Here is an 18,128-nt window from a genome sequence, read left to right on the forward strand (position 1 = left end):
ACACGCGATGACCCACCCGGTCACCGCACCCCTGAAAACCAGCTAACCAACTCTCCATCAAACCCGGGGCTTGACAAAGAGAAAGCCGGAGCCGTCGGCGGAGGAGCAGGCCGCGGCCGAACTTGTCCGGCTGGCCAAGGAACAGGGCTTGTCGCTGACCGGCCCGGACGGGCTGCTCAAGCAGTTGACCAAGACGGTGCTCGAGACCGCGCTGAACGAGGAGATGACCGAGCACCTGGGCTATGAGAAGAACGATCCGGCCGGCGTGGGGTCGAGCAACATCCGCAACGGCACCCGGTCCAAGACGGTGCTGACCGAGGCGGCTGGTCATGTCGAGATCGACGTGCCGCGTGATCGAGCTGGAACGTTCGAGCCGCAGATCGTGCGCAAGCGGCAGCGCCGGTTGTCCGGGGTCGACGAGGTCGTGTTGTCGCTGTATGCCAAAGGGCTGACGACCGGGGAGATCTCGGCGCACTTCGCCGAGATTTACGGGGCGTCGGTGTCGAAGGAGACGATCTCCCGGATCACCGACAAGGTCATCGAGGAGATGACCGACTGGTCACACCGGCCCTTGGACGAGATCTACGCCGCGGTATTCATCGACGCCATCGTGGTCAAGGTCAGAGACGGGCAGGTCGCCAACCGGCCGTTCTACGCCGCGATCGGAGTCACCCTCGACGGGGACAAGGACATCCTCGGCTTGTGGGCCGGCAGTGGCGGTGAAGGCGCCAAGTTCTGGATGAGCGTGCTGACCGACCTGCGCAACCGCGGAGTCAAGGACGTGTTCTTCCTGGTCTGCGACGGCCTGAAGGGCCTGCCGGAGGTGGTCACCAACGTGTGGCCCCAGACCGTCGTGCAAACCTGCGTGATCCACTTGATCCGCAACACGTTCCGACTGACCTCCCGCAGGTACTGGGACGAGCTGAAACGCGACATCAAGCCGATCTACACCGCAGTGAACACCACCGCGGCCCGGGCGGCGTTCGACGACCTGGCCGACAAGTGTGGTGGACGGTATCCGGCGGTCATCCGGTTGTGGGACAACGCCTGGGCCGAGTTCATCCCGTTCCTCGACTACGACGTGGAGATCCGGCGGGTGATCTGCTCGACCAACGCGATCGAGTCCCTCAACGCCCGCTACCGGCGGGCAGTCAAAGCCCGCGGCCACTTCCCCAACGAGCAGGCGGCGCTAAAGTGCCTGTATCTCGTGACCCGGTCCCTGGACCCGACCGGGACCGGCAGGACCCGATGGACGATGCGCTGGAAACCCGCGTTGAACGCCTTCGCCATCACCTTCAGCGACCGCTTCCCGGCCGCTGAGACCTACTAGAGGACCGCCGGAAACACCGTTAGCGAGATAGTCCCTCTCGTGACGTTTTGCGGTCGTCGCGTGGTGGGAGGCCGGGTTGTTGCTGGTCGAGGTGTCCGTTGTGGAGCGGCGGCGGTCGTCCTCCAGATCGCCGGCGCTGTCGGTGGGTCCGGGCAGACTCTCCACATGACCGATGTGCAGCTGCGCGATGTCGACGATGCGGACCTTGAGGTGTTCTTCGAGCAACAACGTGAGGAGGAGGCCGTGCGGCGAGCACGGTTTCCTGCGCGCGATCGGGAGCGCTTCCTGACGCACTGGCGGACGAAGGTGCTCGGCAACCCCACCGGGCACGCCCAGACCGTCACGGTCGATGGAGAGGTCGCCGGCAACATCGTCGCGTGGTGGCAGGACGGCAGACGCTTCGTCGGCTACTGGTTCGGGCAGCGGTTCTGGGGCCGCGGCGTCGGGACCGCGGCGCTGCGACAGTTCCTGCAGCGGGAGCAGATCCGACCCCTCTACGCCGAGCCGTTCGTGGGCAACACCGCCTCGGTGCGGCTCCTTGAGCGCTGTGGCTTCCGGCGGGTAGGCGTCGACCACGATGGCGACCTCGAGTTCGTGGTGCTCAGGCTCGACGACGGGGCCGCCGATGAGGAGTGACCGCCGTCAGTTGTCTAGGCAATCTGTCAAGGATGTCCTGGACAGATGTGTAAAGCATGTGTTGGGACTAGACACTCAGAACCAACGTGTCCGGTCTCGGGACCTGCGTGACAGATCGATATCAGTACCCGCGTGACACTCGCCGAGGGCTGGCGCGATTAGTGTCAGCGAGCACCCAGCCGCCTTGAGCACTGACGCGGCTTCAACGTGCTGTGTTACGGGCGGTGATGGTCAGCCGGTTGCCCAAGACGGGTTCACCACCTGGTACATGGCGTGATCCTGCCACCGGCCGGCGATGTTGAGGTACTCCGGCGCCATGCCGAACTGCACGAACCCGTTGCGTTCCAGCACCCGTCGCGATCTGACGTTGTGCAGCAGGGTCTCTGCCTGCACCCGATGCAGCCCCAACTCCTCGAAGGCGACCCGCACGATCTCGCGCACCGCCTTCTTCGCGAACCCTCGGCCATTGTGGCTGGCGCTTACCCAGTAGCCCATGGCGCATGACTGGAAGGGGCCGCGCACAATGCCGTTGAGTGTGATACGGCCGATCACCCGACCGGAGTCGTCGAGGACGACGTGGGGCAGCTTCGATCCCTGCTCGTGCTGCCGGAGATCGGCTTCGATGACGGCGTGCTGGCCGTGTGCGGTGAAGTAGTCCTCACTCCGGATTGGGTCCCACGGCGCGAGAAACTCACGGTTGACGCGGAGCAACTCGGCCAAGGCCGGCGCATCCTCCGACGTAATGAGCCGGGTGATCTGCACCCGCCCATCGTCCCAGGCGGGCATGTCCCCTTCCTCGCCAGGCTGGACCGGAAGCGTGGGCTGTGCAGGTCGTCCGACAGCGCCCGGCCACGTCCGCAACCTCGGACGACAATCCGCACCCGGCTGCGACGGACACTCTCGTCCAGCGCGGTTGCTGTCGCCGTTGCTGTCGACAGCCATCGTCGCCGCGTCGCCGGACACTGCCCTGCAAAGGCGGCTCCACACAGTTGATGCTTGCTGATCAATGCCGACGACTGGTGTTGTCGTCCGGGACTTTGCTGTCCCGTACCAACGGTTGACGGCTGTTGTCGCGCGTCTCGCTGACTTCCTGCTGACTGACGACCGTCAGGGCTCAGCCCGACGGGCGCCCTCGTCCAGCCCCGCTCGCCTCGCCCGGTACGATCGCGAGCTTGTTCGCACTGCAGGGAGCCCATGAGATCCGCGTGCGGCCGCCCCGGCAGTTCCCATGCTGAGAGTAGGTTTCGTCAATGGCATGCCGTATCGGTGAGCTCGTGCTCAAGTGCCGCGACCCCGAGGTGCTGGCACGGTTCTGGTGCGAGGTCCTGGACTTCATAGTGCTCGATCGCGAAGAGGGGGTCTACATCGAGATAGGCCCGCGCGAAGGGTTCGGCGGCCCGCAGCCGACGATCTTCCTCATCCGCAACGACGAGCCGAAGAACGGGCATGCCCGGCTGCACATCGACGTCAACCCCACCGACCGCGATCAGGACGCCGAGCTCGAGCGCCTCCTGGCCGCCGGGGCCAAACTCGTCGACATCGGTCAGCCTGCGGATGCGTCCTGGCACGTCCTCGCCGATCCAGAAGGCAACGAGTTCTGCCTGCTCAAGCGCCGCCTCGACCCACTCTGACGGCCCTCGCCCAAACGATCGACGCAGCCGCCACCCCGCAGCCGCCGACAAGATCCGGCGACCCCATCAATAGCTGGGGGGCCGGGTGGACGCTCGACCCGCCCCGTGTCGCATGCGTGTTAGTGAGGCATTGACCCAGCCAGCGGAACCTCGCCATCCCGTCGCCGTCGACCCGCCCTTGTGGGAGCGGGCCGCCGTCGGGGCCGCCACGTCAAGACGGCCTTGACACACGGACGGACGCTGGCGGCCCCGACGGCGGTCTGCTCGGCTCGCCCCGGGTCTTCGGCGGTGGGATGGCGCCGCCTGGGTCTATCAGGGTGACGCCTACCAAGTTGTCCGCTGCGGCCTGACCGGCGGCAAGGGCGTCCCCGAATCGGTCGGCCGGCACCCGGTCGTCTTCGCCACCTTCACCGCCCCGTCCTTTGGTGCGGTCCACCACCGGTACATCCCGCGTCACACCTGCGCCACCCGGCAGCGCTGCGACTGCCGCCCGGCTCCCTGCCGTGCCCGCCACACGGCCCTCACCCGACTCGGCGAGCAGTTCCTGTGAGTTGCTGTACTGTCGCAGCTCTCGATCAACTCAAGGGGTGTCGGAGTGGAGCCGTTGGGGATCCCGCATGACGCCTTCGGTCGTTCGCCTCGCCGACTTCATAGCGGCGGAGCGCCTAGAGCAGCTTCACGGCTGGGAGTACTTGGACCGTTGCTGGGTCGGAGAGGCGTCGGGCTTCACGGAGTGGCTTCGTCCTGAGTCGGCTCCCGAGGTAACGCGTTCGGTAGCGATCGACCTCGTCGCCCTGCCCGAATCAACGATCCAGAGCATGATCGACGCGCTCCGGCTCCCTCTACGGGCCGGGCTGGACCAGCAAGAGATCACCGGCGTCTTCGGCGAGCCCACCGGCAGAGAGAGGTTCGTGCAGGATCGGGTCACCCTCATCTTCCGCATCGGCGCTGCGGACCCCTACGAACTGAGCTGCACGGTTCACGAGGAACAGGGGCTGATCTACCTCACGATGCACCCCACACCGCTGCCGGAGTAGCTCGCGGCAGCCCTCATCCGCCCCGACGGTCGACAACTGCTGTACTTCGCTGCTGTACAAGATCAGAAAAGGCCGTCTCCGACTGGCGGAAACGGCCTTTGAACTGGGTGGAGCTGAGGGGATTTGAACCCCTGACCCCCTCGATGCGAACGAGGTGCGCTACCGGTCTGCGCCACAGCCCCTCCGCCGGCGGACCGGCGAGGTCCCACCCGGCTGACACCGGGCGGGCCGGCGACAAGGCTAACAGGTCGCCGACCCCCACCGCGAATCGCCCCCGGCGCGCCGCGCCCTTGATCGACTCCGGTTCGCCGATGTGGGGGCATCCCCAGCCCCGGAACACCCCAACATCGCCAACTATGCGACGGCACCGGCGGCCCCAGACCGGGACGAATCGGTCAGGCGGGGTGGGAGCCGCGGCCGGACTGGTAGGGGCGGCCGCGCAGGCCGCCGGCCCGGCGGTAGGAGACCGAGCCGCCGTTGGCCGCCGCCGGCAGGTCGGCCGGGCGGTCCAGTCCCATCGCGGCGCGGCGTACCACCTCGCGCTGGGCCGCGAGCCGGCGCTGCGCCTCCCGGCGGGCCGCCGCCCGGCGGGCCTGCTCCCGCCGCACCTCGGCCTGCCGGGCGGCCAGCCAGGCCGCCTCCCGGGCCCGCGCCCGCCGCCGCCGGCGGTCCGCCACCGCCCGGCTGCGCAGGTGGACGACGTACGCGACCAGCAGGGCGGCCGTCACCGAGAAGCTGATCCAGAAGCCGGGGCTGACCACGATCACGCCGATCAGCTCGACGAAGTTGAGCAGCAGCAGCGCGGCGAGCACCCGGCGGCGCCGGTAGACGGCCGGGGTGTGCTGCCGGCGCGGCGGCGGCCGGCGGCGGGCCCGGTTCGGCGCGGGCGGGACGGCGCGCAGCCGGTTGGACCGGCGGGGCGCCGGCGGCCCGGAGACCGGGGCGCTGAGCCCTCCCGTGGCAGCATTCTCACTGAGGGTGACGACGAGACTGCGGGACGGGTTGACCGGTCGCCGGCCCGGGACAGTACGGCGCCGCCGGCGGCGCTGGAGCACCCGCGCCGTCGACTGCGCCCGCTCCGCCACCAGCCGCTCGGTGGCGTCGTACCGGCGGACCAGCGCCGGAGCGAGGGCGAGCAGGCCGGCGGCGGCGAGGACGGCGAGGAGCACCGACGTCGGCACCCTCACCCCTCCCGTCACCGAGTTCGGAGCAACCACTGGCCGACCGCAGGATCTTCCGCCGATCGGGCTCGGGTGCGTGGATCGTACGGGCGGGCAGCGCTTGCCATAGCTTGCAGTTACTTGAGGTTACGGGCCACCTGCCCCGATGCTGACGCGCCGCGCCGATCCCGTGCGTGGGACGACTCACCCGGCGGCGGCACGGATCCGGTGCCAGCGGGCCAGCAGCCCGCCCTCGGCGGCGATCTCCTCGCCGGTCATCGCGTATCCGATGTGGTCGCGCCAGGCCCCGTCGATGTGCATGTAGCGCACGTGGTACGCCTCCTCGCGGAAGCCCAGCTTCTCCACCACCCGGCGCGACGGCCCGTTCTCCGGCCGGATGTTCACCTCCACCCGGTGCAGTCCACCGGAGCCGAACGCGTGGTCGACGGCGAGCGCCAGCGCGGTCGGGATGATCCCGCGACCGGCCACCCTGGAGTCCACCCAGTAGCCGACGTAGCCGGAGCAGAACGCCCGGCGGACGATGCTGCCCACGTTGAGGTGGCCGACCAGCCGTTCCCGCCCGCCCTCGCGCAGGCAGACCGCGAACGGCATCCCCTCGCCGGTGCGCGCCGAGCGCCGCTGGTCCCGGTACACCCAGCGGAACGCGGCCGGCGAGTTCAGCTCGTCCCAGCCGCCGGGCAGCGACGACTCCCAGGGCGCCAGCCAGGCCTGGTTGGCCCGGCGCACCTCCGACCAGGCGGCCGCGTCCGAGCGCCGGTACGGCCGCAGCAGCACCGGACCGTCGACCAGCACGGCCGGCCAGCCGGGCGCCCGTGCGGGGTTGAAGAGACTCACCGGGCGGACCCTACGCCCGCGGGCGCGGGCCTCGGAAGGCCACGCCGCGCGCTCACCGACGTCGATCCAGTAACAGCACGTCCACGGTGGAGCCGGCGGCCGCCGTGGTGACCCGTTCACCGAGCACCATCAGCCCGTTCGCCTCGGCCAGCCCGGAGAGGGTGAACGGCCCGCCGCTGAGCGGCTGCACGGTGTAGCCGCCGCCGCGCCGCTCGGCGACGTGCGCGGGCCGGAACTCGCGCAGCCCGGCCGGGGAGGAGATGGTCTCCAGCAGGTGCGCGCGGACGCTGGGCCGGAACACCGGCTCCGCACCGGCCAGCAGGTTGATCGCCGGGCGGGCCAGCACCTCGAAGCCGATCAGGGCCGCGCCCGGATCGCCGGGCAGGCAGACCACCGGGACCTCCTCGGCGCCCACGGTGCCGAAGCCGAGCGCGGTGCCGGGATAGAGCGCCACCTCGGTGAAGGTGACCGGCCCGGCCCGGCCGCCGTCCCGGCGGGACAGGATCCGGCGGACCATGTCGCCCGGCCCGGTGCCGGTGCCGCCGGTGGTGATGATCAGGTCGGCGCGCAGGGTCTGGTCCTCCAGCAGCCCGCGCAGCCCCTCCGGGTCGTCGTCGCAGATGCCCACCCGGTACGCCAGCGCGCCCGCCTCGGCCGCGGCGGCGGTCAGCGCGTGCGAGTTGGCGTCCACCACCTGACCGGGCTGGCTGCCCCGGCCGACGTCGACCAGTTCGTCGCCGGTGGCCACGATGACCACCCGGGGGCTGGGCCGGACCACCACGTGCCCGATGCCGGTGGCGGCGAAGACCGCGACCAGGGCGGGCGAGACGTAGGTGCCGGCCCGGGCGAGCAGGGTGCCGGCCGGCAGTTCCTCACCGGCCCGGCGCACCCCGTACCCCCGCTTGGGGACGCGGAAGATCTCGACGGCGGCCATGCCCTGGTCGGTCCACTCCACCGGGACCACCACGTCGGCCGCGATGGGCAGCGGCGCCCCGGCGGCGACCGAGAAGCACGAGCCCGGGGTGAGCCGGACCGGCCGCCAGCTGGCCGCGCCGAGGTCGCCGACCACGTTGAGCCGCACGTTCCGCCCGCCCGGCGACCCGGCCTGGACGGGTACGTAGCCGCCGCCCCGGCCACCCCCGGCGATGTCCTCCCAGCGGGCCGCGTAGCCGTCCACGGCCGCCTGGTCGAAGGCCGGGAAGGCGTGTGGCGCGACCACGTCCTCGGCGAGGACGTTGCCGTGCGCCTGGGTGAGGTCGAGGTCGAGCGGAGGCAGCGCGCGCAACCTGCGCAGCACACTGCCCAGGTAGTCGGCGAGCGGCGTCAACTCGTTGGCGGCCGCCTCGGCGTCGGCCGTCGCTGTCATGTACCAGATCCGCCCGCCGTGTCGGCGTTGACGAACTCGACCAGCCACTTGCGGAACTCGGCGCCGAGGTCCTCCCGCTCGGCGGCGATCTGTACCACCGTCTGCAGGTAGCCCAGCGGCATGCCGGTGTCGTAGCGGGTGCCCCGGTAGACGATCGCGTGCACCGGGACGCCCTCGTTGCGCAGGATCTCCATCGCGTCGGTCAGCTGGATCTCGCCGCCGCTGCCGGGCTCGGTACGCCGGATCGCGTCGAAGATCGCGCCGGGGAGCACGTAGCGGCCGAGCACCGCGAGGTTGCTCGGCGCGTCCTCCGGCTTGGGCTTCTCCACCATGCCGGTGACCTTCACGACCTCGCCGATGTCGGTCAGCTCCGCCTCGGCGGGCGCGACCGAGGCGATCCCGTACCGGCTGGTCTCGGCCGGGTCGACCTCGAAGAAGGCCAGCACCACGCCGCCGGTGCGGGCCTGCAGCTCCAGCATGGCCGGCAGCAGCGGCTGGTCGAGCTTGACGAACTCGTCGCCGAGCAGCACCGCGAAGGGCTGGTCGCCGACGTGCGACTCGGCGTACCCGACGGCGTGGCCGAGGCCGAGCTGCTCGGGCTGCCGGACGGTGTAGATCTCGGCCAGCTCGCTGGGGCGCTGCACCGCGGCCAGGATGTCCGGCTTCTTCTCCAGCCGGGCCTCCAGGTCGGGCCGGCGGTCGAAGTGGTCCACCATCGACGTCTTGCCCCGACCGGTGATCAGCAGGACGTCGTTGATGCCCGCCTGGGTGGCCTCCTCGACGATGTACTGCAGCACCGGCCGGTCGACCACCGGCAGCAGCTCCTTGGGCACCGCCTTGGTGGCCGGCAGGAACCGGGTGGCCAGACCGGCGGCCGGGATGACGGCCTTGACCGCGCGGGAGCGACCGGTTGCGGCGGTCGCCGTGGAGGGCTTCGCTGAGTGCTCCGACATGTCGCGAGACTATCGGCCACGGGTCTGCCTTGGCGGGTGTGGCCCGGAAGACGCGCCGCCGGCCGGTCCGGTCCGGCCGGCGGCCGCCCCGGCGTCCGGGGCGGCGGCGCACGGCTCGGGCTCCCCGGGCGCCGGCTCGACGGCAGACTGGGCCGGCAGCGGGCCGGCGCCGGCCCGGGGAAACCCGTCCGGCGGGCTGACCGCCGCCGCCGGGACCGGGATCTCCCGCACCGGCGGCGCGCTGCGCGCGGCGGCGATCCGCCAGGTGTCCCGGCCGGCGTCCTTGGCCGCGTAGAGGGCGTCGTCGGCGGCGTCCAGCACCTGCTGCCCGGTGCTGGCGTGGTCGGGGTAGACGGCGATGCCGATCGAGACGGTGACCCCGATGGACACCGGGGTGCCGCCGTGCCCGTGCACGGCGATCGGGGTGCCGCGGATCGCCGCGCCGAGCCGTTCCGCCACGATCGCCGCCCCGCGCGCGTCGGTCTCCGGCAGCAGCACCACGAACTCCTCGCCGCCCTGCCGGAAGGCGAGGTCCACCTCGCGGATCTCGCCGCGCACCCGGCGGGCGAACTCGGCCAGCACGGTGTCCCCGGCCGGGTGCCCGTACGTGTCGTTGACCTGCTTGAAGCGGTCGAGGTCGAGGGCGAGGACGCTGAGCATCCGGCCGAACCGGCTGGCCCGCTCCACCTCCCGGCGCATCGACTCCCGCAGGTAGCGGTAGTTCCACAGCCCGGTGAGCGGGTCGGTGAGGGAGAGCCGCTGCGCCTCCTCGTGCACCCGCACGTTGTCCACCGCCACCGCCGCGTGGCCGGCGAAGGTGCGCAGGGTGCTCAGGTCGTCGTCGTCGAACTCGTCCGCGCCCACCCGGTCGTAGAGGGCCAGCACGCCGAGCGCGCCGGTCGCGGGCGCCGGCTCGCCGCCCGGGCGCCCGGCCGGGTCGCCGGGGCGGGCGGCGGTCTCCGCGCCGCGTCCGGCCGGCTCGGCCGGTGCGGCGCCGGGGGCCGCGAACGGCACCGCGATGTACGTCTGGCAGCGCGGCTCCCCCATCGGGACGGCGGAGGGCTCGACCCGGCCGCGCCGGGGCTCGCCGGTCGCCGCGACCGTGCCGACCACTCCGGTGCCCACCGGCACCCGCAGCGGCGCCGAACCGGGCGGGTCGTCCGCCGGCCAGCGTCCGTCCAGCCCCTCGGTGCACTGCGCGACGAGCACATCGCCGGAGTCCAGCAGCAGCACGGCGCCGGCCCGGGCGCCGGTCGCCGCGATCGCGCTGTGCAGGATCACCCGCAGGATGCGTTGCAGGTCGTGGGTGCTGGCCAGGGTGTCGCCGAGCACCGACAGGTGCCCGCGCAGCTGGTCCCGGCTGCTGGTCAGCGCCGCCACGTAGCTGCCGGTCTCCCGGGTCATCCGGTTGAACGCGCCGGCCAGCCGGCCGATCTCGTCGCGGCTGCGCACCGGGACCCGGGTGCCGAGGTCGCCGCCGGCGACCCGGTCCACCGCGCCGGCCAGCTCCACCAACGGCCGGGTGGTCACCCGGGCCAGCCGCCAGGCGGCGGCCACCGCCAGCAGGGCGGCCAGCAGCACCGCGCCGACCAGCGCGACGTGCAGGCCGGGCGGCTGGTCGCTGGGCACCGAGAGCACCAGCGGCAGCGGCTGCCCGGCGGCCGGGCCGACCCGGCGGACGTACCGGCCCTCGGCGGTCTCGGTGACCCGCTCGCCGTCGACCGTGCCGGCGGCGGCCAGCACGGCGTCGCGTACCCCGGTGGCCTCGGTGGTGTGGGCGACCCGGGCGGGCGCCGCGGCCCCGTCGAGCAGGGTGACCGCCACGCCGGTCACCGCGGCCAGCCGGGCCACGAAGGCCGGGTCCACCGGCTGCGCGGCGGCGACCGCGCCCAGCCCGGCGCCGGCCGGGTCGCGCAGCTCCACCCGGACGGCGAGGGCCGAGACCGGCCCGAACACCGGGCCCGCGCCCGCGCAGTCCCGCCAGGGGGCCGACGGGGCGCCCGGCGTCGCGTAGGTGACCCGGCCGGCCACGTCGGTGACCCGCACCGCGGCGGCGAGGCCGCGGCTGACCACCTGGCCGGCGGCGCCGGCGTGGTCGGGGGTGAGGGCGACCGCGTCGGCCGCGGCCCGCAGCTGCTGGCAGAGGGCGTCGACCGCGGTACGCACGGTCGCCGCCGCCACGGCGAGACGCTCGGTGGAGCGGCTGCGGTCGACGGACGCCACCGTCGAGGCGACGAAGAACGCCCCGAGCAGGACCGGGCCGAGCACCACCGCCAGGAAGGCTGCGGTCAACCGCCCGCGTAGCGTCACTCGGTCCCCCCGGAAGTTCCGCCTGAAGATGCTGCGATGCTGACACAGAGCGACCAGGTGACAGGCGTTGCGTCAGGAGTGTTGCGTGGCGGATTTTTCTGATGGAGCGGAAGCGGCCGATGTGGCACATGTGGCCAAGCGGGACGCCCGGACCGCGCTGCTCGCCCACCGCCGGGCGCTGACCGGGCCGCAGCGGGCCGCCGCCGCGGCGCGCGTCCAGGCCGAGCTGGTCTCCCTGGTACGTCGGCTGCGCCCGCGCCGGATGACCGCGTACGTGCCGGTGGGGAGCGAGCCGGGCGGGCCGGAGCTGCCCGCGGTGCTCGCCGCGGCGCTGCCGTCCGGGGGTGAGTTGCTGCTGCCGGTGCTGCGGGCGGACCTGGACCTGGACTGGGCGGCCTGGACCGGCCCGGACGCGCTCGTCGCGGCGGGGCGGGGGATGCGGGAGCCGGCCGGGCCGCGACTGGGCGTGACGGCGGTGGCCGGGGCGGAGCTGGTGGTGGTGCCCGCGCTGGCGGTGGACCATCGGGGGCTGCGGCTGGGCCGGGGCGGCGGCTCGTACGACCGGGCGCTGGCCCGGGTGCCGGCGACCGCGCTGACCGTGGTGCCGCTGCACGACGGCGAGCTGGTCGAGGCGGTCCCCGCCGAGCCGCACGACCGGCCGGTACGCGCGGTGGTCACCCCCGCCGGCGGCCTGCGTACGCTGGACGCCGCGTCAGGCATCGCGCCAGGTGTCGCGCCCCACACTTCCGCTGGACGAACCCGGGGGGCATGACGCACCATTGGCACTCGAATACGTCGAGTGCCAACCGGCCGTGCCAGATCCGGAGGAGAACGTGCCCACGTACCAGTACGCCTGCACCGCGTGCGGCCACCAGCTCGAGGCGGTGCAGTCCTTCTCCGACGAGCCGCTGACCGAGTGCCCGGCGTGTGAGGGGCGGCTGCGGAAGGTCTTCAACTCGGTCGGCATCGTCTTCAAGGGCTCCGGCTTCTACCGCACCGACTCCCGCTCGTCCGGGTCGGACACGGCCGGCAACGGCGCCAGCAAGCCGGCGAAGAGCGACTCGTCCTCCTCGGGCGACTCCGGCTCGTCGAACGGTTCGAGCACGTCGGCGTCGAACGGCTCGTCCGGTTCGTCCGGTTCGTCCAGCGGCGGGTCGACCAGCAAGGCCCCGGCCGCCAGCACCGCCGCCTCGTCCTGACCGACCGGCGACGGCGCGGGCCAACCGCCGGCGCGGCTGCCTGATCACTCCGGGTGCCGCAGGCCGCGGCAACGCGGTTGCCTGATCGCCTCGGTGTGCCGCAGGTGGTGGCATCCGACGGCGGGGACGCCGTGAGCTGCCGCACCAGGTGCGGATCTCGGTGAGGTGTCCGGGCCCTAGCAGAACCGACCGCCGCGTGGGCGTTGTCCACAGGCCGTCGCGTTGTCCACAGGCCGCCCGCGCTGGCCCCGCCGGTCGGCGTTCCGCCGCCTAACCTGCTGCCCACGGGTGCCGAACCGGCACCCGGTCCGGGCGGGGGAGGCGGCCATGGCGAGCGGCGATGCGGTCTCGGCGAGCGCGCTACGTCCGCTGCGCCGGCCCCGGCTGCCGCGACGCCACACGCTGCTCCGGGCCGGGCTGGCCGCCGTGCTGCTCGGCCTGGCGGCTGCCGTCCTGCACACCCCGGCCGGTTGCCCACCCGCGGCGCCGGGATCCCGGCCAGCGCCACCCACCGGCCTACCGTCCGGCTCACCCGGTGGGCCGGCCGCCGGTGCCGTTACCTCGGGCGGGGACGGGCCGGGGGCCGGAAGCGGTGACGGGTCCACCGGGCCCGGGCCCGGCGGCGCCGGCCGGCTACCGGGGGCGGCGTCACCGGGCGAGGAGCGGCCCGGCGGGACGGCGCCCGGAGGCGGAGACCGTCCCGGCGGGCCGGGGTCAGGAGGCGACGAGGGCGCGATCCCGGGCGGGCGGCCGGCGTCCCTACCCCTGCCCAGCGGCGCGGTCGGCGTGCCGGTCCGGCTGGCCGAGCCGGCCGTACTCGCGGTACTGCGCCCGGGAGCCCGGGTCGACCTGTTCGCCGTGCCGGCGGCCGGCGGGGCGGGGATCCTGCTGGCTTCCCGGGCGCTGGTGCTCGACGTGGTCGGCGCATACGCCCTCGACGCCGGCGCGGCGCTCTACCTCGCGCTCCCACCCGACCAGGCGCGGCGCGCCGTCAGCCAGCCGGAGGGCAGCCGTTTCGCCGTCGTGGTACGCGACTGACCAGCACCTGGGCGGCCTGCCGTGGTACGCGAATGACCAGCACCTCCGCCGGGCGGGTCAGTCCCAGTGCGGCGGGCGCTCGGCGAGCAGCCAGTCGTCGTCGCCGGTCCGCTCGCCCCAGCCCCGGTCGGTGTCGTCGGCGGTCTGCTCGGGCAGCACCACGAAGTCGTCGCTCAGGTCGACCGTGCGGTCGTCGTCGCCGCGTACCGTCCCGGGGTCCTCGGTGCTCACGAGCGGCAAGACTAACGCAGCCGCGTCCCGACCGACCGGCACCGAGCCCGGCGCGACCGGCCGCGTCCGGCCGGCCACGGGGCCGGCGCGTTGGTAGCGTCGGACGGCGTGACGACCCCCAGCTCCGGCGACTCCCCGGACGACTACTGGCGACGACCCGACGCCGGCGCGGAGGGATCGCCGACCCAGGCCGCCCCGGCCGAGCCGAGCCGCACCCCACCGGCCCCGGGTGAACCGGGCAGCACCCCTCCGGCCCAGGGTGAACCGGGCAGCACCCCGCCCGTCCCGGGTGAGCCTGCCCGCACGCCGGCGCCGCCGGCGCCGGGCGAGGCAGCGTGGGCCGCGCCGGGCGGACCGGCACCGGCCCCGCCGGCGGCGACGCCGAATGGACCGGCCGCGCCGCCAACGACGCCGGGCGGGCCGGCGTGGACCGCGCCCGGGCCGGCAGCCCCCGCCGCGGCCGGGTACGCCGGTCCCCCGCCGACCGTCCCGCCCCCGGCCGGCTGGCGGCCGCCGGTGCACCTGCAACCGCCACCGCCCCGGCCGCTGCCGGCGCAGGACATGGTCGGGCTCGACGCGGCGGAGCAGCGGGCGCAGCGGGTCACCTGGAGCGTGGGCGCGGTCGCCGGGGTGGTGCTGGTGGTGCTGTGCTGCCTGCTCTGCTCGCGCGTCCTCTTCTGACCGGGGGTCAGAAGGTGTTGCCCCAGACGGCGTCGGCCCCGGAGTGCCCGGTCAGGTAGACGTAGACCAGGGACGCCGCCCCCAGCGCGACCACCACCACGGACAGCGCCGGCACCGCCCAGTTCGGCAGTCGCGGCACCCGGGGATGCCCGCTGGTCAGCGCCACCAGCAGCAGAGCGCCCACGCCGAGCGGCAGGGTGTAGCGGAACAGCAGGTCGCCGTACTTCGAGTGCTCGAAGATCTTGTCGAGGATCTCGCCCTGGAAGCCCCGGGCCACCTGGTGGTCGGTGAGCACCTCCCCGGACTGGACGGCCACCCACGCGGTGAGCGGCGCGATCACGGCCAGCACCGCCACCGCCCAGTCCAGCCGCGGCCGGAACCGGGGCAGCGCCACGTACGCGGCCGAGAGCAGCGCCAGCAGGGGCACGAAGACCACGACCGCGTGCACCACCAGCGTGTGTACTGGAAGACCCAGCACCTTCAGGAACATCGACAACCTCCGGGGCAGTTCGCGGTCGCGGGATGCCAGCGTAGTGCGCCGGTCGACCCGCCCAGGACTCCTCACCGGGTCACACGCGCGCCCGACGGGTCCGGTTCACCGGACCCGCGACGATCTTCCTCGAAAGATCAACGCTGGTCACCGGCTGTGGCCGGGGCCACCTCGGGTCGGCCTCGGTTGTCGGTCCCTCCCGGCCGTGCTGTCATTGGCACATGTCCGGTGGCGAGGAGCTGCTCCGGTCGAGGGGCCTACGGGTCACCCGGCCGCGCCTCGCCGTGCTCGACGTACTGGCCGCCGGCGGCCACCTCGAGGTGGACGAGATCACCCGGCGGGTGCGCGAACGCCTCGACTCGGTCTCCACCCAGGCCGTCTACGACGTCCTGGGTGCACTGTCCCGGGCCGGCCTGTCCCGCCGGATCGAGCCGGCCGGCAGCCCCGCCCGGTACGAGGCCCGGGTCGGCGACAACCACCACCACGTGGTCTGCCGGGGCTGCGGCGAGATCGCCGACGTCGACTGCGCGGTCGGCTCCGCGCCCTGCCTCGACCCGGTCGTCGCCCACGGCTTCGAGGTGGACGAGGCGGAAGTGACCTTCTGGGGCCTCTGCCCGACCTGCCAGGCCCGCCGGTCCGCCGACGACTGACCCGCGCCCGCGGCGCGGCTCCGGCCCGTCCCGGTGGCATGGCACTCTTGGTCGGTGGACTCCGATGACGTCGGCCTGTTCGGTCCCGGCTCGGTCACCTGGAAGGTGCACGGGGAGCCGATCCTGCTCGTCGCCGGCCTGCGCTCGCTCTACCTCCAGGCGCTGCACCCGCGGGCGATGGCCGGGGTGGCGCAGAACAGCAACTACCGCACCGACGCCTGGGGCCGCCTGGTCCGCACCGCCAACTACGTGGGCACCACGATCTACGGCACCACCGCCGAGGCCGAGGCGGCGGGGCTGCGGCTGCGCCGGCTGCACGCCCGGCTGCGGGCCACCGACCCGGCCACCGGGGAGGAGTTCCGCGTCGACGACCCGGTCCTGCTGCGCTGGGTGCACGTCACCGAGGTCGAGTCGTTCCTCGACACCGCACGCCGGGCCGGGCTGCCGCTGACCGACGACGAGGTGGACGGCTACTACACCGAGCAGCGCCGGGCCGCCGCCCTGGTCGGCCTCGACCCGGAGACCGTGCCGGGCACCGCCGCCGAGGTGGCCGAGTACTACCGACGGATCCGGCCGGAGCTGCGGATGACCCGGGAGGCGGCGGAGACCGCGCTCTTCCTCACCGCGCCACCGCTGCCGTGGAAGCTCAGCCTGCCGGTCCGGGTCGGGCTCAACCTCGGCCCGCCCCGGTGGGCGTACCTCGGGATCGCCGGCACCGCGCTCGCGCTGCTGCCGGCCTGGGCCCGGCGGATGTACGGGGGGCTCGGCCTGCCCACCACCGCGTTCTCGGCGGACCTGACGGTGCGGGCGCTGCGCCTCGCCCTGGCCGCGCTGCCCCGCCGCTACCGGGAGGGGCCGATGCAGCAGGCGGCCAAGGAGCGGGCCGCCCGGCTCACCGGCAGCCCGGTGGCCGGCTGATCGGCAGCCGACCGCCACGGTCCACTCCGGGGCGTCGGGAGGGCGGGGTCAGTCCTGGCCGGGGAGCGGGTCGGCAGCGCGCTCGACGGCCGCCCACGGCTCCTTGCCCGGGGTCTGTGCGCCCGCCGGGCAGCTGCGCCGGTAGTCGCACCAGCCGCAGCGGGGCCCCGGGGTGGTCGGGAAGGCCGCGTCGGGATCGCCGCCGTCGGCGACCGCCCGCTCGGCGGCCATGATGTCCCGCGCGGTCTCCTCGGCCCGGGACACCTGCCGGGCGAGCGACTCGACGGTGTGGTCGTGCCCGGCGACGGTGCCGGTGGGCAGGTGGTGCAGTTCCACCCGGCGGCACGGCCGGCGGAACACCCGCTCGGCCGCGTACGCGTAGAGGGCCAGCGCCTGCGAGCCGCGGGCGTCGTCGGCGTCCAGCCCGGTGCGGCCGGTCTTGTAGTCCACGATGACCAGCTCCGGGCCGTCCGGCCCCGGGCGGGAGTCGATCCGGTCGGCCCGACCGTTGAGGGCCAGCACCGCCGTCTTCACCGCGACCACCCGTTCCACGCCGAGCGGCTCGTCGGCCGGGTCGAGACTCGCCACGTAGGACTCCAGCCAGCCCAGCGCCCGCCGGTAGGCGGACCGCTCCTGCTCGTCGTCGCGGTAGCCCTCGCGGACCCAGGTGCCCTTGAGCAGGCCGGCCAGCGCCTCCGGCCGGCGCCGGTCGGCCGGCAGGGCGTACCAGTTGCGCAGGGCCGTGTGCACGCTCGCGCCGAGCGAGTTGTGCGCCCAGGGCGGCCCCTTGGGCGGGGCGGGACGGTCGACGTAGGAGTAGCGGTAGCGCCGGGGGCAGTCGGCGTAGGCCCCCAGCTTGCTCGGGGTGCAGACGAAGAGCCGCTCCGGCATGCCGTCGAAGCCGAGCTGCTCGGGCTGGGCGTCGCGCGGTCGGGGTGGCCGGCCGCCCGCGGCGGGTCGTCCGGCTGAAGAGGCTCGTCGCACACCCCGGATCCTGCCATCCGGCCCCGACAGAACCGGTACGGCGGTCAGCCCGTGGCGGTGTACTGGGTCACGAAGGCGGCCACCGCGTCCGCGATGAGCTGCACCGCGATGGCGGCGAGCAGCAGGCCGGCGATCCGGGTGAGCACCTCGATCCCGCCCGGCCGCAGGATCTTCACGATGCCGCCGGAGAACCGGAGCACGATCCACACGGCGAGCATCACCGCCACGATCCCGGCGGCCACGGCGGTGTAGTCCGTCGCCCCGTCGGCCTGCTGCACGAAGAGCATGGTCGCCACGATCGCGCCCGGTCCGGCCAGCAGCGGCGTGCCCAGCGGCACCAGGGCGATGTTCGAGGTGGTCTGCTGGCTCGGGTCGTCGGTCTTGCCGGTCAGCAGCTCCAGCGCGACCAGGATCAGCAGCAGGCCGCCGGCCGCCTGCAACGCGGGCAGGTCCACGTGCAGGTAGTCGAGGATGGTCTGCCCGGCCACCGCGAAGACGACGATCACGCCGAGCGCCAGCGCGACCGCCTGCCACGCCGCGCGGTTGCGGTCCCGGGCCGGCAGCGGCCCGGTCAGCGCGAGGAAGATGGGCATCATGCCCGGCGGGTCGACGATCACCAGCAGGGTCACGAAGACCTCACCGAACAGCTTGACATCCAC

The 18,128-nt window shown here is 73.6% G+C and carries 20 protein-coding genes, 1 tRNA gene and 1 pseudogene; 11 read left to right on the plus strand and 11 right to left on the minus strand.

Translation table 11 applies throughout. The features are described from left to right. Positions 1 to 70 precede the first annotated feature (70 nt). Entirely contained in the window at positions 71 to 1,330 is a 1,260-nt protein-coding gene (locus tag AC1WTP_RS31905; RefSeq protein ID WP_481652953.1) for an IS256 family transposase, read from the plus strand. A 165-nt stretch (positions 1,331 to 1,495) separates the two neighbouring features. Continuing rightward, complete coding sequence (locus AC1WTP_RS31910) at positions 1,496 to 1,966, plus strand: GNAT family N-acetyltransferase (protein ID WP_481652954.1); 471 nt, start codon at positions 1,496 to 1,498, stop codon at positions 1,964 to 1,966. A gap of 231 nt (positions 1,967 to 2,197) precedes the next feature. Here the strand turns inward: AC1WTP_RS31910 and AC1WTP_RS31915 are convergent, their stop codons facing one another. After that, entirely contained in the window at positions 2,198 to 2,728 is a 531-nt protein-coding gene (locus AC1WTP_RS31915) for a GNAT family N-acetyltransferase (protein WP_481652976.1), read from the minus strand. 488 nt (positions 2,729 to 3,216) lie between these two features. On the opposite strand from AC1WTP_RS31915, the gene AC1WTP_RS31920 reads away from it, so the two are divergent. The 3 genes and pseudogenes from AC1WTP_RS31920 (at position 3,217) to AC1WTP_RS31930 (ending at position 4,634) form a co-directional block, all read left to right on the plus strand. Continuing rightward, the gene (locus AC1WTP_RS31920) at positions 3,217 to 3,597 is read left to right on the plus strand and encodes a VOC family protein (RefSeq protein ID WP_073837923.1); all 381 of its coding nucleotides are present in this window, start codon (positions 3,217 to 3,219) and stop codon (positions 3,595 to 3,597) included. A 301-nt stretch (positions 3,598 to 3,898) separates the two neighbouring features. Then, a pseudogene (locus AC1WTP_RS31925) lies at positions 3,899 to 4,123 on the plus strand (replication initiator); the annotation flags it as partial. A 91-nt stretch (positions 4,124 to 4,214) separates the two neighbouring features. Next, positions 4,215 to 4,634, plus strand: a complete 420-nt coding sequence (locus AC1WTP_RS31930; protein WP_481652955.1) for a hypothetical protein — start codon at positions 4,215 to 4,217, stop codon at positions 4,632 to 4,634. 108 nt (positions 4,635 to 4,742) lie between these two features. On the opposite strand, the gene AC1WTP_RS31935 is transcribed toward AC1WTP_RS31930, so the two are convergent. The 6 genes from AC1WTP_RS31935 to AC1WTP_RS31960 all read right to left on the minus strand — a co-directional run bounded on the left by AC1WTP_RS31935 (position 4,743) and on the right by AC1WTP_RS31960 (position 11,278). Continuing rightward, positions 4,743 to 4,816 (minus strand) — tRNA-Ala (locus tag AC1WTP_RS31935). A 213-nt stretch (positions 4,817 to 5,029) separates the two neighbouring features. Continuing rightward, positions 5,030 to 5,821 carry a divisome protein SepX/GlpR gene (sepX, locus tag AC1WTP_RS31940; RefSeq protein ID WP_481652956.1) on the minus strand — a complete coding sequence of 264 codons (792 nt, stop codon included), beginning with the start codon at positions 5,819 to 5,821 and terminating at the stop codon, positions 5,030 to 5,032. A gap of 177 nt (positions 5,822 to 5,998) precedes the next feature. Continuing rightward, entirely contained in the window at positions 5,999 to 6,607 is a 609-nt protein-coding gene (locus tag AC1WTP_RS31945; RefSeq protein ID WP_481652977.1) for a GNAT family N-acetyltransferase, read from the minus strand. A 94-nt stretch (positions 6,608 to 6,701) separates the two neighbouring features. Then, positions 6,702 to 8,015, minus strand: coding sequence for a molybdopterin molybdotransferase MoeA (locus AC1WTP_RS31950; protein ID WP_481652957.1), 1,314 nt, complete (start codon positions 8,013 to 8,015; stop codon positions 6,702 to 6,704). Beyond that, positions 8,012 to 8,968 carry a UTP--glucose-1-phosphate uridylyltransferase gene (locus AC1WTP_RS31955; RefSeq protein WP_481652958.1) on the minus strand — a complete coding sequence of 319 codons (957 nt, stop codon included), beginning with the start codon at positions 8,966 to 8,968 and terminating at the stop codon, positions 8,012 to 8,014. The genes AC1WTP_RS31950 and AC1WTP_RS31955 overlap by 4 nt, the downstream gene beginning before the upstream one ends. 9 nt (positions 8,969 to 8,977) lie before the next feature. Beyond that, complete coding sequence (locus AC1WTP_RS31960; protein ID WP_481652959.1) at positions 8,978 to 11,278, minus strand: GGDEF domain-containing protein; 2,301 nt, start codon at positions 11,276 to 11,278, stop codon at positions 8,978 to 8,980. Positions 11,279 to 11,363: 85 nt separating this feature from the next. Here AC1WTP_RS31960 and AC1WTP_RS31965 point away from each other — a divergent pair, with 85 nt between their 5' ends. The 3 genes from AC1WTP_RS31965 to AC1WTP_RS31975 all read left to right on the plus strand — a co-directional run bounded on the left by AC1WTP_RS31965 (position 11,364) and on the right by AC1WTP_RS31975 (position 13,515). Then, positions 11,364 to 12,050: a 5-formyltetrahydrofolate cyclo-ligase gene (locus tag AC1WTP_RS31965; protein WP_481652960.1), complete on the plus strand. Its 687-nt coding sequence runs from the start codon at positions 11,364 to 11,366 to the stop codon at positions 12,048 to 12,050. 40 nt (positions 12,051 to 12,090) lie between these two features. Beyond that, on the plus strand, positions 12,091 to 12,477 hold the full coding sequence (locus tag AC1WTP_RS31970) for an FmdB family zinc ribbon protein (protein WP_481652961.1): 387 nt from the start codon (positions 12,091 to 12,093) through the stop codon (positions 12,475 to 12,477). A gap of 327 nt (positions 12,478 to 12,804) precedes the next feature. Further along, a complete protein-coding gene (locus AC1WTP_RS31975; RefSeq protein ID WP_481652962.1) occupies positions 12,805 to 13,515 on the plus strand; it encodes a hypothetical protein in 711 nt (236 codons plus the stop codon). Between the two features lie 57 nt (positions 13,516 to 13,572). Here AC1WTP_RS31975 and AC1WTP_RS31980 read toward each other — a convergent pair whose 3' ends face one another. After that, positions 13,573 to 13,746 carry a hypothetical protein gene (locus tag AC1WTP_RS31980; RefSeq protein WP_481652963.1) on the minus strand — a complete coding sequence of 58 codons (174 nt, stop codon included), beginning with the start codon at positions 13,744 to 13,746 and terminating at the stop codon, positions 13,573 to 13,575. A 108-nt stretch (positions 13,747 to 13,854) separates the two neighbouring features. Between AC1WTP_RS31980 and AC1WTP_RS31985 the strand changes: the two genes are divergently transcribed. Next, a complete protein-coding gene (locus tag AC1WTP_RS31985) occupies positions 13,855 to 14,427 on the plus strand; it encodes a hypothetical protein (protein WP_481652964.1) in 573 nt (190 codons plus the stop codon). Positions 14,428 to 14,434: 7 nt separating this feature from the next. Here AC1WTP_RS31985 and AC1WTP_RS31990 read toward each other — a convergent pair whose 3' ends face one another. Continuing rightward, entirely contained in the window at positions 14,435 to 14,917 is a 483-nt protein-coding gene (locus AC1WTP_RS31990; RefSeq protein ID WP_447135058.1) for a DUF2231 domain-containing protein, read from the minus strand. Between the two features lie 221 nt (positions 14,918 to 15,138). Between AC1WTP_RS31990 and AC1WTP_RS31995 the strand changes: the two genes are divergently transcribed. Together AC1WTP_RS31995 and AC1WTP_RS32000 are read left to right on the plus strand one after the other, a co-directional pair. Further along, positions 15,139 to 15,567: a Fur family transcriptional regulator gene (locus AC1WTP_RS31995; protein ID WP_447135057.1), complete on the plus strand. Its 429-nt coding sequence runs from the start codon at positions 15,139 to 15,141 to the stop codon at positions 15,565 to 15,567. Positions 15,568 to 15,621: 54 nt separating this feature from the next. Further along, the gene (locus AC1WTP_RS32000) at positions 15,622 to 16,485 is read left to right on the plus strand and encodes an oxygenase MpaB family protein (RefSeq protein WP_481652965.1); all 864 of its coding nucleotides are present in this window, start codon (positions 15,622 to 15,624) and stop codon (positions 16,483 to 16,485) included. 48 nt (positions 16,486 to 16,533) lie between these two features. Here the strand turns inward: AC1WTP_RS32000 and AC1WTP_RS32005 are convergent, their stop codons facing one another. Both AC1WTP_RS32005 and AC1WTP_RS32010 read right to left on the minus strand, forming a co-directional pair. Further along, positions 16,534 to 17,478, minus strand: coding sequence for a RecB family exonuclease (locus AC1WTP_RS32005; protein WP_481652978.1), 945 nt, complete (start codon positions 17,476 to 17,478; stop codon positions 16,534 to 16,536). Positions 17,479 to 17,513: 35 nt separating this feature from the next. Continuing rightward, positions 17,514 to 18,128, minus strand: a complete 615-nt coding sequence (locus AC1WTP_RS32010) for a MarC family protein (protein WP_481652966.1) — start codon at positions 18,126 to 18,128, stop codon at positions 17,514 to 17,516.

Source organism: Micromonospora sp. R311 (genome assembly GCF_056780015.1).

What these genes read in the sequence shown, in the direction of transcription:
- AC1WTP_RS31910 (WP_481652954.1), top strand. Translation starts at nt 1,496, where the DNA reads ATGACCGATGTGCAGCTGCGCGATGTCGACGATGCGGACCTTGAGGTG.
- AC1WTP_RS31920 (WP_073837923.1), top strand. Translation starts at nt 3,217, where the DNA reads ATGGCATGCCGTATCGGTGAGCTCGTGCTCAAGTGCCGCGACCCCGAG.
- AC1WTP_RS31930 (WP_481652955.1), top strand. Translation starts at nt 4,215, where the DNA reads ATGACGCCTTCGGTCGTTCGCCTCGCCGACTTCATAGCGGCGGAGCGC.
- AC1WTP_RS31950 (WP_481652957.1), bottom strand. Translation starts at nt 8,015, where the DNA reads ATGACAGCGACGGCCGACGCCGAGGCGGCCGCCAACGAGTTGACGCCG.
- AC1WTP_RS31955 (WP_481652958.1), bottom strand. Translation starts at nt 8,968, where the DNA reads ATGTCGGAGCACTCAGCGAAGCCCTCCACGGCGACCGCCGCAACCGGT.
- AC1WTP_RS31975 (WP_481652962.1), top strand. Translation starts at nt 12,805, where the DNA reads ATGGCGAGCGGCGATGCGGTCTCGGCGAGCGCGCTACGTCCGCTGCGC.
- AC1WTP_RS31990 (WP_447135058.1), bottom strand. Translation starts at nt 14,917, where the DNA reads ATGTTCCTGAAGGTGCTGGGTCTTCCAGTACACACGCTGGTGGTGCAC.
- AC1WTP_RS31995 (WP_447135057.1), top strand. Translation starts at nt 15,139, where the DNA reads ATGTCCGGTGGCGAGGAGCTGCTCCGGTCGAGGGGCCTACGGGTCACC.